Genomic DNA, 13,414 nt, shown 5'->3' on the forward strand with positions numbered 1-13,414 from the left:
CTTTTTTATTCAATGGATTTTAAGCTTTCTACCATTGAGATCTTTTTCAGCTTCCGGTACATGACCAGATCGACCAACACCGTAAACAAAGCGGTCAGCAAAATCGCCCAAATGAAGCTCATCGGCGCGATCTGCCTTCCAAACATCACCATGTCCACCTCAACGGTCGCAATAGTGAAGCGGTGCAGGACGACTCCCATAATAAGCCCCAGCGCCCCGCCCAGCAGGGTGAGGAAGCCGGTTTCCCGGTAAATATAAGCGCTGACTTCACGGTCATAGAAGCCCAGCACCTTGATGGTGGCGATTTCACGCAGACGCTCTGTGATATTGATGTTTGTCAGGTTATAAAGCACAATGAACGCCAGCAGCCCGGCAAAAAGGACGATAACCATGATCACATAGTTCAGGCTGGAGATCATTGTGTCAAAATTATCGCTCAGAGAGCTGATAAAGTTGACGGTGTTTACCCCGTCCTGTGCGAGCAAAAGGTCGGACAGGCGGTTTTCGGTCTGGGTGTCCTCCGCGGTGGATTTAGCCCAGATCTGGGTGTATTCTGGTTTGTCGCCGCTCACCTGTTCATAGATTTGGGGCGACAGGTATAAATAATGGTCAATATAGTTTTCTGTGATACCGGTGATGGTAACGTCGCAGTATCGGTCCTTGCTATTTTGGAAGGATACCGTATCTCCTACCGAAACTCCAAGCAGCTTTGCCGCTTTTTCTGTAATGACAGCACTGTCCGTCCCAAACGCGATCGTCTGGTTAGAATTTCGCGGCTGGAGGGAAACAAAGCTTGAAAAAGCAGCACTGTCTTTTGGAATGGTAAGGTTTACGGTTTGAGTTTTGTTGCCAGCCTTTAGTTCCACAGACTGGGTATGCAGGGAAAGGATATGGGTGAAATAATCGGGATTTTCCAGCAAGGCTTTGGTATCGCCGGACAAATCCTCCTCTGATCCTAAACTGACCGAGGTATCATACTGGAAAATCTTAGAGTATTGCAAGCCAACTATATCAGACACAGAATCTTTGATCCCAAAGCCGGTGAGCAGCAGGGCAGTACATCCAGAGATTCCCACAATGGTCATAAACAGCCGTTTTTTGTAACGGAACAGGTTCCTGGCGGTCACCTTGTGGATAAAGTTAAAGCGTTTCCAAATGGCGGGGATTTTCTCTAACAAGATACGTTTTCCCGCTTTGGGCGCCTTAGGCTGCATCAAAGCCGCAGGAGTTTCCCGCAGGGTAGAGAAGCAGGATAAGAATGTCGCCCCTAAGGTACAAAGCAGGGACGCGCCGCAGCCCGCAAGGATGTAAAGCGGACGGAACGGGGTAATGATGTCCGGCGCAGTGTATATGATCCGGTAAGAGTTCCAGCACACGATCGGAATGAAGAAATTGCAGATCAAGATCCCTATTACCGAGCCGATCAGGGTCGCTGAAAACGCGTAGATCAGGTATTTGGACATAATGGATACATTGCTGTAGCCCAATGCCCGGTAAGTCCCGATCAGGGTGCGTTCTTCCTCTACCATACGTGTCATGGTGGTCAGCGCCACCAAAGCCGCTACCAAAAAGAAAATGATAGGGAACACCGTGGAAAGGGAAGCAATGCGGTCAGCGTCGTTGGTCAGGCTTGCAAAGCCCACATTGGTGTTCCGGTCGAGCCAGTACCAAGTAGGTTCTTCTAAGTCGTCCAGTTCCGCCTTGCCATCCTCGATTTTTTGCTTCGCATCGGCAAGCTTATCTTCTGCTTCCAGCTTTTGCTCTTCATATTCAGCCCAGCCGTTCTTTACCTCCAGCTTTGCGTCAGCAAGCTGCTGACGGCCGGTTTCTAGATCTGCATATCCATTATCCAGATCTTTGCGGCTTTTGTCAAGCTTAGTTTTTGCATCAGAAAGCTTTTTTTCAGCCTCCTCAAACTGTTTTTGAGCGCCCTTTTTCCCTTCGTCCAGATCTTTTTGGGAGCCGTCAAGCTGGGTGATCCCATCCTTGACCTGCTGTAACTGCGCTGTCACCTGTTCCTGTGAAGCATCATAGGTCAGGATCGTCTGCCCCAGTGGATCGATCTGATCTGTCAGGGCTTTGATCTGAGCCTCTAATTGGGCAGTTAGGGCGTCGTCGCCGGCATCCTCCGCAGCATTGAGCTGGTCGATCAGTTCAATATGCTGTGCGGTCAGCTGGTCTAACAGTTCTCGCGCCTCATCTATCTGCGGCTTTTGGTCCGTTAGCTTTTGCTGGGCCTCCTCCAGCTGAGAAAGGCTGTCCTCCAGCCCCGGACGCGCTTCGTCGATCTGTTTTTGAGCTTCCTCAAACTGCTTGGCGGTATCTTCTTTCTGCTGTTTGAGCTGGGTGACACCGTCTTCATATTCTTTTTTCCCCTGCTGATAGGCACGCTCGCCGTCAGAAAGGGTAGTTTCAGCATCATCGAGCTTTTCTTCATTTTCAGCGATCTCAGCTTCGGCGTCTTTTAGCTTTTGTTCCGCCACGGCAAATTTCTGGTCGCTTTCCGCCTTGGCGTCGTCATATTCCTGCTGGGCGTCGTCGATCGCTTCCTGCGCCTCGTCTCGGATCTCCTGCAAACGGATCGGGGTACGCTCCTCGGCAAGGTCGGTGAGATGATCAGAGGTTTGTTCTACCAGGTCGGCATACTCGTCGGAGAAGGCGGAAAGAGCGGCCGCGTCTTTTACAGTGAGGAACAGGTCTGTATATACGGACTGGGTAAAATCCTCCTCCGGTACATACATAAAGTAATCCAGGCTTCCGCTGCCAAGGTCGCTGCTGCCAAGAGAAAATGACAGATAGTAGGCAGAATCCACCACACCGACAACTGTATATTCGGTTTGGCTCAGCTGGTCGGCAAGGTCACCTTCTGTGTCTTCCAGATAGATCGTAGTCCCCAGTACATCGCCTTCAGAGAAAAATTTCTGGTTGCTGACAACGCACTCTCCGCTTTTTTCGGGCATCCGTCCGCTGACCAGTACCGGTCGGTTTAGATAATCTCCGTTTTCATCGGATAGGTCGCGGGGCAGGGAATGGATGCGGATCACCTGATCCTTTCCCTCCATCCGGCTGATCACGTCGGCGGTGAAACCAGCCATCACGTTTTCAACGCCTTCCGTCTGGCGGATGGCGGCAACATCGTTTTCAGTAAAGCCAAGGGTAGAAATCCCGTGGATGTCCATCATGTGCGAATCATCCGCATAGGCGTCCACTGTGGTCTCCATATCGGGTGAGGTAGAACGCAGCCCAACGTAAAACCCGGTCCCCAGCGCAACGATCATCAGGATCGCGAAAAAACGGCTCAGGGAATGGGTGACAGAGCGCGCGATCTCTTTATGGAACATCGTCTTCATTACCATTCAAGTCCTTCCGCAGAAACAGGGTTTGGATTTAAAATGATGTCAACTACTTTTCCGCTTTTGATTTTAATAACACGGTCGGCGATCGCGGTAAACGCCTGATTGTGGGTGATGACGATCACAGTCTGACCATTTTTTTTACAGGTGTCCTGCAAAAGCTGCAAAATAGCCTTTCCGGTTTGGTAATCCAGCGCGCCGGTGGGCTCGTCGCAGAGCAAAAGTTTGGGGTTTTTGGCGATCGCACGCGCAATCGCGACCCGCTGCTGTTCGCCGCCGGAAAGCTGTGCCGGGAAGTTGGATAATCTGGAGCCCAGGCCGACCTCCTCCAGTACTGTTTTTGCATCCAGCGGGTCACGGCAGATTTGGGAAGCCAGTTCTACATTTTCCAGAGCCGTTAGGTTTTGGACAAGGTTATAAAACTGGAATACGAATCCAATATCATATCTGCGGTATTCGATCAACTGGCGCGGGGTATAGCTGCTGATATTTTTCCCATCCAGCAGGATCGTTCCGCTGGTGCAGGTATCCATGCCGCCCAGCATGTTCAGCACCGTTGTTTTTCCGGCTCCGCTGTGCCCTACGATTACCACAAATTCGCCCTGCTCCGCCGTAAAGGAGATCCCGTCTGCGGCGGCGATCTGAACTTCACCCATCTGATAAAGCTTTGTTACGTCTTGAAATTCAACAAAGGCCATTCCTTTCCAGCCCCTTTCGCACCTGATTTTCTTTTTTCTTAAGCCTATTATAGCATATTTTGACAGGGGAAAATATCAACAAATTGTGAGCAATTCTCGGAAATAGAAAGAAATTTGAAATCATGCTCTATTTGTGCTACAATACCCATAGAGAAAATGTCGAGTATAAGGATGTATCAAATGAAAATCGTGCAAACTAAGGATATTCGTGCCCATAACCGTCTGAAGATCCTGAAATATATCCGCCAGCACCGGAACACCTCACGGGCAGAGATCTCTGAGAAAATGAGGCTCAATAAAGCAACTGTTTCTACCATCGTGAAAGAGTGGATGGACCTGCATATTCTGCGGGAGACTCAGCTTGGTACCTCTACCGGGGGAAGAAAACCGATCATGCTGGAATTGATCCCGGATGCAGGATACTGTATCGCTATTGATTTTGACGTGACGAAGATCCGGGTCATCGTCACGGATCTTAATAATGAGCTCCGTGACAACTATGTGATCCCGTTGGTAGGGACGAATTTCCTTGAAAATTATAAGCAGCTTTACCAGTATCTGGACAGGCTGATCGCCACCCAAAAGCCATCGCCCTATGGCTTGATCGGGATCGGGATCTCGGTGCGCGGGGTGGTGGACCGAGACGGGACCATCCGGAATATCCCCCGTTTAAAATGGAGCAATATAGACATCAAAACTTTGGTGGAGGACCGCTATCATGTCCCGGTCATCGTTCATAACGACGGGAATTTGGTCGCGCTGACTGAATTAAAACAACACCCCCAATATAAAGAACTGGCGATCATCAATATTACTGATGTCATCTCCACCGGGTTAATTACCAACGGCAAGCTGGTGCAGGGATACCATGGGTTTGCCAATGCTTTGGGGCATCACACCATCAACTGTACCGAAACAGAACAGTGCACCTGTGGAAAATACGGCTGCTGGGAGCAATATTGCAGCAATGACGCTGTACTCAAGGCCATGAACTGCCATTTACAAAAACCGATCAGCCGGATCGAAGAGTTTATCGCGATGGTGCGGATGAAGGACCCGCATGCAGTTGCGGTGTTAGAGCAGTTTGCGCGGTATCTTGCTGTAGGCATTGCAAATATTATCTTTATTTTAAACAGCGAGGTGATTATCATCAATTCGGTGATCGTATCCTCGTTCCCTTACCTGATTCCAGAGATATTGCACAATATTTTGCTTCCGATCACGGAAACGCAGGATATCCTGTTATCTGATATGGGGGCTGACGGTCCGCTTTTGGGGGCGTCAGATCTGTGCATCGACGGCTTTTTCCAAGCGCTTGCAAACTCTTAATAAAAAACGAGGAAGCTTTTTTAAGCTTCCTCGTTTTAATATGGCTGAAAAATTTTATGCTTTGGAATGGATAAACGGCAGGACATGATCCAAGTACCGGCGGATCGCTGTCACCGTATCTTCTGTCATCCGTTGGTCGGACATCGGGCCGGTAGCCCAGGTGATCCCGTAGGCGGGCTGTGGTGCGCCGCCGATGTTACAGGGGACAGAGAGGTTGATCATTCCCATATGCTGTGCGAAAGCGTTCATCACCTGCATGCAAAGCTCGCTTCCGCCGTAAAGGTCGCCGCTGGTAGCAAAGCAGCCAAAATATTTTCCGGACATCAAAGCGTCTACCCAAATATCACAGAACGAATCCATAAAGGCTTTCATCTGTGCGGACACGCATCCGTAATAGGTAGGAGAGCCTAAAAACAGCGCGTCGTAATCGGTCAGATCTTTCCCGGAGCCAACCACCGGAAGTTTTAAAATCTCTTCCCGGTACGCTCTGGAGGATTCAAACCGAAGGGAGGTTTCTTCAAAGGTATCGTCTTTGACGCGGAACAGAGCGACATCTTCGCCCTGTTCTTTCAGATAATCGGCATAAGCTTTTGCCATCAGGTAAGTATTTCCGCAGACGCTGTGGAATACAACTGCAATTTTTGACATGTTGTGTTTTCCTTCTTTCTGTTTAACCGTAAATCAGCTTCTGGCGGAAATAGAAGAAATGGTCGCTGTGGGTATGGATAGACAGCATTTTGGTGTGTGGGTGGTCTTTGGAGCCGAATTCTTTGCCGAATTTTCCGATCGACAATGCCTGTCCGCCCACATAGATGCAGGAATAGTTGAAGAACAACTCATCCATCAGCCCTTCCGATACCAGATAGTGCATGTAAGAAGGGGTTTCCACCAAAACCTTGTCCAGCCCAAACTTCTTCATGATATACAGCGCCACATGGGAATCCGGGGCTTTTTCACCGGTCGCGATCACGATCACCTTGTCCTGATTTGCTTTCATGCCGGCAATCAGCTCGTCGGTGACTTCTTCTTTGGAGGATACAGGTCCTACAACGTAGTAATCGCATTGGATGTTTTGTTTTACCACTTCCAAACCTGCGGCAGAGGTGCTGATCATAACCGGCACTTCTGGGGTTTTAAAGAGGAGATGGTCAAACGGGATGTCAGTGGCGTCTAAGGAAGAAATGATGTTCCACGGAACCGGGTTCATTCCGGCGGCGATCCGGGCGTCTTCCATGTCCTGATCGAACACATGGCAGGTATAGTCGCCTTCCGCCTGCATGGTGCCTGCGCCGATGATGTCGGCGTCGGAAACTGCGCGGAGCATATTTAAGATCCACCAGTCAGCGTTTGCGCCGTCCGGGTCATACTTGTTCAGTTTCGCGATCAGCGGCCCCTGCGGAGCGTCGGTGAAAGCGATCTTTCCGTCAATAGAAGTAACAAGAGAAGTATAAGTATAAGGGCGGTCTTCGTGCAGTTCCGTAAATTTCAACTCGCCGTAGATCTGTTTGATATGGTCAGAAGTTATGGTTTCTACAGAAGCATTTTTTAGGTCTTCGCTTTCGTAGATCTTGGTAACTTTTGTTTTTTCCACATCAAACGGCATTTTAAATAAAGAAGTTGCCATTTGATTTTCCTCCTTAGATCAGGCTGCCACCGCAGACATGCATAATTTCGCCGGTGATAAAGCCGCTTTCATCGCTGGACAGGAAAGAGATCGCGTTCGCCATGTCTTCCACCTTGCCCATTTTGTGGAGCGGGTACATGCTTGCGTATTCTTCTTCCAAAGCCTTTGGATCCTCTGCTTCTGCAAAGCGCATTTCGATCATCGGGGTGCGTACCAGCCCCGGCAGGATGCAGTTGACACGGATGTCAGGCGCATATTCCAGAGCAATGCATTTGGTCAGCATAATAACGCCGGCCTTAGACGGGCAGTAGCCGATCCGTTCCGGAATTGGGTGAACCCCCAAGTCGGAACCAACGGTCACGATGGTAGAATCTTTCTGTTTTTTCAATTCGATCACAGCAGCCTTGCACATATTGAACACACCGCCCAGATTGATGCTGATCTCTTTCATAAAGGTGTCGTAGTTGGTGCTTTCTAAGCTGCCGATAAAGGTAACGCCAGCGCAGCATACCAGCTTGTTCACTCTGCCGAATGCTTTTACAGCCTGTGCAACAACGTTTTCTGCTTCTTCCGGTTTGGAAAGGTCGGCCTGAACGTAGATTGCGTTCTGGTCTTCGATCTTCATAGACGGTTCGATTCCGCAGCCAACAACTTTTGCGCCTTCTGCGAGAAAATGTTTTGCAACGCCTTCACCGATTCCGGAAGAAGCTCCGGTAACGATGACCACTTTATTTTCAAATTTCATGATCAATACCTCTTTCTGATTTTAAAATAAATGGGGGAGAGGCGGCAAATTAGTCGTCTACCCGTTCAAATCTGCTGTAACGGTGTACGCCGAAGTTTTCTTCGTTCTGTCCGCAGTAGATGAATTCGTACGGTTTTGTGAATTTGCTTTCAAATTCTTTGATAAACGCAGCCTGCAGTTCTTTGTCGTCAACTTTTTTCCAGGATTCCAAGCTTTCCCAGATAAATACAAAGTGCATTTCGCCCGGTTTGTTTTCGTTGATCCAGGTTTCTTTGCTCAAAAACGGGATGTGGTCAAATCCGTCCCACATTGCTTCGCCCAGAGTCCAGACTTCGTGGTCGATGGTCAAATATTCTTCCACGTCTTCCGGAGCAACTTTGAAGATCAGGTGTTCTACAGGCAGGTGTTCTTTGGTTGTGAATTTGTACTTTTTAGACATAACGATTTCTCCCTTCAATGAATCAAAAAATTTTATTTATTGGCTTCGTTCATCTTGTTAGCCAGGTCAATGACCTGCTGCTTGATGTCAGGACGGGTTTCCAGAGAATCCACGTCGCTGTTTGGAAGACATACTTCCCCTAAAAATTCTGTGCTCAGGTCGTTTAACAGGTTTTTAAAGACCAGTTCGCCGCCCAAAAATTGATTTTCAAAGCTTGGTGCGCCGCCAACCATTAAAATCGCGCCTTTTTTAATAAAATGATCCGGCATGTCGTTTCTGACATGGCCTGCCCAGTAAACCTGTAGTCTGTCGATCAATGATTTCAGCTCACCGGTAATGGAGTGGAAATACATCGGGGAAGCCAGTACAATATTGTCTGCTTCTTCGATTTTGCGGTAAATATCCTGCATACCGTCCTTGATGCTACAGCCTTTTTTGTGCCAGCAGTAGCGGCAGTCCTTACATGGAGCCACCTCGGTACGGTAAGCATCAATAATTTCCTTTTCGCCGTCAAGATGCTCTAAAAACAGGTCGACCATTGCTCTGGTGTGGCCTTTTTCTCTTGCGGCACCAAAAAGCACTAAAGTTTTCATGTCATTCTCCTCTTAAGATTAGAAATAGTTTTATGAAGCTGCGAAATACATAAATTTATGACTATACTCATGAGGGGCAGAAACAAAACCATAGTTTTCTGTGCCAATGAGATCGTCAAACTAAAATTTCGCCCTCTGTTTTGGGCTGAGGAAAGATTCTAATAATTCAGTTGGAAGATGCTTTCCCATCTTCCAACTGAACGGTTCATCTTTTTGCTGTGTGCTTTTATAACTGTGAGTCTACCTGAACCTGCTGTTCCAGCATAGCCTCTGCTTCCAAGTCAGCCTGATGCGCCTTGTGATTGAATTTGATCAGGTGCAGGATAAAGAATCCAACCGCGCAAACTGCATAGGCAATGATAAAGTTGGTTTCAAAAACATAGCCTTCGGTCAAGATGATGCTTGGAGAGTGAATCATACCAATCGCAGTCAGTACGATCGCGATCACGGAAGTGATCGAAACAGCTTTCCAGTTGTTGTCGATGATGAATACGAAGATACAGCCAACGATCAAGCCGATAAACGCGGAACCAGGTTTATACATGGCAAGACCAGCAAGTCCGCCTTCTGCAACATTTGTGATGATAAAGTCGACCAATACCGGTACAGAAGCCATGATGACTGCCGGATAGTATTTGCTTTTCACAACGTCAAACGCCTGAGCATAGCTGGAGATACCAACAAATACAAGGATCGGCAGAACGGCAGCTTCCGGAATAAAGGAGTTGATGATCGCGCTCAGGCCGGTTAAGCCAACTAAAGCATAAAGAACGACCAGACCAAAGTGGTAGCCAGTACCAGCGTTCATCTTTTTCCATCCCGGATAGCCCCAGTACAGACCAACTGCCAGAGGGCTTCCAAACAGAGCGCCTACCATACTTGCAACACCAGAGATTACCAATGGCTTTGTGGTGGTGAAGAAAGTATCGCCGCATTCTTTTGCCTGTTCTACCGCTTGGATACCAGTGATGACCTCATTGATAGAGAAAGCGATGATGATTGGCAGGAATGGGATCGTCGCGCTCATTACTTCCGGTGAGAAAATGCCGAAAGTAGGCAGCGGCAGGTAGAAGCCGATGTTAGAGAAAGAATCAGCAACTGCGCCAAATCCCATAGCGCCGGTAGCAAATGCGATCACTGCACCGACTACGATCGCGATCAAAGCAGCCGGAACCTTGGTGTTTACTTTGCCAAGGTAGATGACAAACAATACGACCAAAGCGATCCAACCAACCAACGGCATTTTCAATACGCCGTCCATGGACTGCAACACCAGGAACGCCATAGCACCGCCGGCCAAAGAACCAAACAGAGCGCCTGCCGGAACGATTTTTAAGAGTTTTGGAACAACGAATGCGCCGATCACGAACACAAGGCCGCCGATGAAGTGCGCGAATACACCAACCTGGAAAGCAAGCATTGCATCATTGGTAGTATTCAGCACAGGCAGCATGATAGAATACAGCCAGATGAACAAACGTCCAGCCTGGATCCCTGCCGGAATAGCAGTTAAACCCGCGTCGCCTCTTTGTTTTGCAATGTGACGGTAATACAGCCAAAGGCCGCCGTTTAACACAATGATACTAACCAGTACGCCCGGCATCATGGTGCCGAACACAACATCGCTGCCAAGCTGAAGGGTACCAGTCAAAATTGCGATCGCCGCAATTACTTTTGAAAAGCCGTCAAAAAACACACCTAAAGATGCGTCTAAGTCGGATTTCTTAAAAAAAGGAATTTTTACGTTTTCCATTTAAATTGTCCTCCCAACGAATTTGTTTCACGAACTGTGAGTTGTTTTCGTGAAACCACTTTTAAATACTACTGTCTTGCGTTTCTTACGGCCATGGATTCAGGTTGTCCAGAAAAAACAAAAATAACCGATTTTGGCCAAAGAAACCGGACTAAAAACTTTTTGGGGATCTTTAAAGAAAAGATCCTGTCCCCATTTTTTTGTTCAAAGCCCGTTCATTTACACTGATCGTTCTATCTCCTCCATTCACAGTTCCCTGCCAAAGCAACAGAATGTGAAACGGAAGAACCGTTTCCCTTTGATCCTGTGTTTCTGCAGGCTTTGTTATTTGTTTGACATAGTTTAAGATTCAAACTATGTTTTTCTATTAAAACCCTTTGCCTCACAACAAAGGGTAAATAGACCGTTAATCGGCTGCGGTGTCACTTTCCGAGAGAGGATGCGGTTTTCCGCGTTCAAAGATAACGTATTTGGCGAACAGATAGAGGGCGACAACGCAGTAAATGATCCCCAAAACCACGCCTGTTTTTGGAAGCCATGCAATAGATTCGCAGTGGATCATTCCAATGAAAGAACAGAATGCAAGCCCAAGCGAGAAAGCACCCGCACGGAAATACCGTTTATCCAGCACGCAGGCCAGAACTGCCGCGATCAAAAGGCTGGATAGGAAAGCTCCGTTAGCCAGAATGTTGATTCCCTCTAAAGGAAGAGAAGCGCTGGTAAGCTGTTCAGCCGTGATGCTGGCAGCCTCTGTTCCGGCCGCCTGAAAAGCGGAGTTGACCAGCGTTTGGATATATTGAAAAACAATTGGTATCATGGATAGCAGGATAACAGGGAAATACTTGGCTTTGGTATTTTGCAGGGTAGTCCCTGTCACGGAGAAGCCAACAAAAATCAACAGAACCAGTACCGCTTCGGTCGGGATAACCGCCATGACGATCCCGGTCAAGCCGGTCAGGCATACAAGCAGATAAGCGATCCCAACAACTAAGGAATAGCCGGCGCGGGCGCCCAGCGCTTTCCAGCCCGGATGGCCGAAATAAACAGTAGTCGGAAAAGGATTCCCAAGCAGGGAACCAACCATAGTAGTTACACCGTCCATGACCATGGAACGGCGTTCCGGATAGCAGTCTCCAACATCTTTTGCGCTTTCCAGCCCTTGTAAAGTGCTGAGGAAGTTGTTGATCTGAAGCGGGATGATGACTGGTAAAAACGGAACAATTTCTTTAAAACCTTTCAAAATCTCTCCGCCAAAGAAATGCGGGACATAAAAGCCTAGGTCGTCAAAGGAAGAGATAAAGTTTTCCGGGGTGAGATAACCGGTCGACCATGCGATGACAGCCCCAAGCACGATGGCGATCAGACCGGATGGGATCTTTTGAAAACGCTTGTCCGCTTTTCCCAGATAATCAATGATGACAATAAAGAGCGGGAGGACCGCATAGATCGGTTTATCGAAAACCAAAGCGATCCCAACAAAGGACAACCACACGATCGCGCTGGCAGACATATTTCCAAGCAATGCGCTGTGCGGGACATTTTTTACAATCCAGCGCCCTGCAAAAGCACCGAGCACTTCGATGATCCCGCCGATAAACGCCGCACAAAGCCCCACGCGGAACGCCAGCATGGCGTCGTTGGTTTTCCAGTAAACCGGCCCCATGATCAGGTAAAGCCAGCCGGTCAGCTGGGATGCGCCGATCCCGAAAGGCTGTGCGGTGACATCGTGGCGCTGCTCCTTCTGGGCAAGGCATTTTGCCTCATAAAAATACCACAGGTTTCCCAAAAAGGTCGCGACCCCGATCGCCGGGACGATCTGTCCGATTACAATAGAAGCAGGCATTCCAAACGCAAAAAGCATGATGCCGGTTGCTGTCAGGATTTTGGAAAAGCCGTCAAAAAACACACCGAACGTAGCGTCGATATCGCCTTTTCCCCACCATTTATACTTAAAGTTCATAGCTGGCCTCCTTGAAAGTTTGCAAAATGCTGATGCTGTCCAAAGCCTGCATTGTTAGTTTTATAACAATTAAACCGTTATTTGTTTAACACACAAACTAAGTCCAAAGTTAGGATACTACATTGGTCATGATTTGTCAATAATTTAAAAATAAAAATTTCAAAAATGTTCCAGATTTCTCATGATGCACAAATCAGGAAGGAAGATTTGTACATTTTGACAAAATTTTAACAATTTAACCTGTTGACGAGCTGCTGTCCAAAAGAAAGAGCCAAGGTAATGAAACCTTGGCTCTTTCTAAAAAGGGGGATCATTGTTTGCTTTCTTCAGAAACAGGCTGTAATGTATCGACGACCTGTTCGATCAAGGGCTTTGTTTCCTCCGCCTTTGACTGTAGGGTACAGGTGACCACCTGTAGGAAGTCCTGCTGCGTTTCTACAGTATACACCCAGTACTGTACCTTGATTTGATCAGAGCTTCCGGAAATTCCGGTCAGGGTCGCAGGGGTTTCTTGGATCGTGATGTCCGCCGTCTGGTCGATCACAGCATTTTCCATATTGGAGGCGATATTGTGAAGGATCACGGTCGTGTATTCTTTAAAATTCATGGACAAAGATTCTTTCGATTCGGGAAGCAGCATCAAATACTGCTCTTTGGAAGGGTCGCCGTATTCCAGTGTGGCGTCTTGGGAAAGCTGTCCCTTTAGATCCTTCCATTTTGCAGGGACCTGAAGTTGGTATTTGCCGTCTTCACTAGTCACACTGACCCAGCTTGAGGAATCGTTTAGAGAATTTTCGCCCGGGCTATACTGAGAACCGCACCCCACAAGACATCCTAGCATCATGATCAATGCAAGGATCACAGCGGCCGATCGTTTTATTGGCATAAACACTTCTCCTTTAACATGGGCCTTAAATCAG

The 13,414-nt window shown here is 48.0% G+C and carries 11 protein-coding genes; 1 reads left to right on the forward strand and 10 read right to left on the reverse strand.

Going from position 1 to position 13,414, the window contains the following annotated elements; all coding sequences use genetic code 11:
* Nucleotides 1-5: 5 nt before the first annotated feature.
* Entirely contained in the window at nt 6-3,356 is a 3,351-nt protein-coding gene (locus tag CIB36_RS11715) for an FtsX-like permease family protein (protein WP_093989717.1), read from the reverse strand.
* Entirely contained in the window at nt 3,350-4,051 is a 702-nt protein-coding gene (locus CIB36_RS11720) for an ABC transporter ATP-binding protein (RefSeq protein WP_093989718.1), read from the reverse strand. The genes CIB36_RS11715 and CIB36_RS11720 overlap by 7 nt, the downstream gene beginning before the upstream one ends.
* Nucleotides 4,052-4,231: 180 nt before the next feature.
* Here CIB36_RS11720 and CIB36_RS11725 point away from each other — a divergent pair, with 180 nt between their 5' ends.
* Nucleotides 4,232-5,380 (forward strand): ROK family transcriptional regulator, encoded by a 1,149-nt coding sequence (locus CIB36_RS11725; protein ID WP_093989719.1) that lies wholly within the window; start codon nt 4,232-4,234, stop codon nt 5,378-5,380.
* A 54-nt stretch (nt 5,381-5,434) separates the two neighbouring features.
* Here the strand turns inward: CIB36_RS11725 and CIB36_RS11730 are convergent, their stop codons facing one another.
* From CIB36_RS11730 to CIB36_RS11765, 8 genes are all read right to left on the reverse strand, one after another.
* Nucleotides 5,435-6,028, reverse strand: a complete 594-nt coding sequence (locus CIB36_RS11730) for a flavodoxin family protein (protein ID WP_093989720.1) — start codon at nt 6,026-6,028, stop codon at nt 5,435-5,437.
* A gap of 22 nt (nt 6,029-6,050) precedes the next feature.
* Complete coding sequence (locus CIB36_RS11735; protein WP_093989721.1) at nt 6,051-7,004, reverse strand: dihydrofolate reductase family protein; 954 nt, start codon at nt 7,002-7,004, stop codon at nt 6,051-6,053.
* A gap of 13 nt (nt 7,005-7,017) precedes the next feature.
* Nucleotides 7,018-7,749 (reverse strand): SDR family NAD(P)-dependent oxidoreductase, encoded by a 732-nt coding sequence (locus CIB36_RS11740; RefSeq protein ID WP_093989722.1) that lies wholly within the window; start codon nt 7,747-7,749, stop codon nt 7,018-7,020.
* A 49-nt stretch (nt 7,750-7,798) separates the two neighbouring features.
* Nucleotides 7,799-8,188 (reverse strand): TIGR03792 family protein, encoded by a 390-nt coding sequence (locus tag CIB36_RS11745; protein WP_093989723.1) that lies wholly within the window; start codon nt 8,186-8,188, stop codon nt 7,799-7,801.
* 32 nt (nt 8,189-8,220) lie between these two features.
* Nucleotides 8,221-8,781, reverse strand: coding sequence for a flavodoxin family protein (locus CIB36_RS11750; protein ID WP_093989724.1), 561 nt, complete (start codon nt 8,779-8,781; stop codon nt 8,221-8,223).
* Nucleotides 8,782-9,007: 226 nt separating this feature from the next.
* Nucleotides 9,008-10,534 carry a permease gene (locus tag CIB36_RS11755; RefSeq protein WP_229408244.1) on the reverse strand — a complete coding sequence of 509 codons (1,527 nt, stop codon included), beginning with the start codon at nt 10,532-10,534 and terminating at the stop codon, nt 9,008-9,010.
* 406 nt (nt 10,535-10,940) lie between these two features.
* The gene (locus tag CIB36_RS11760) at nt 10,941-12,494 is read right to left on the reverse strand and encodes a uracil permease (protein WP_093989725.1); all 1,554 of its coding nucleotides are present in this window, start codon (nt 12,492-12,494) and stop codon (nt 10,941-10,943) included.
* A gap of 310 nt (nt 12,495-12,804) precedes the next feature.
* Nucleotides 12,805-13,380: a hypothetical protein gene (locus tag CIB36_RS11765; protein WP_093989726.1), complete on the reverse strand. Its 576-nt coding sequence runs from the start codon at nt 13,378-13,380 to the stop codon at nt 12,805-12,807.
* Nucleotides 13,381-13,414: the final 34 nt, after the last annotated feature.

The organism is Massiliimalia timonensis (assembly GCF_900186585.1).
Lineage (GTDB): Bacteria > Bacillota > Clostridia > Oscillospirales > Ruminococcaceae > Massiliimalia > Massiliimalia timonensis.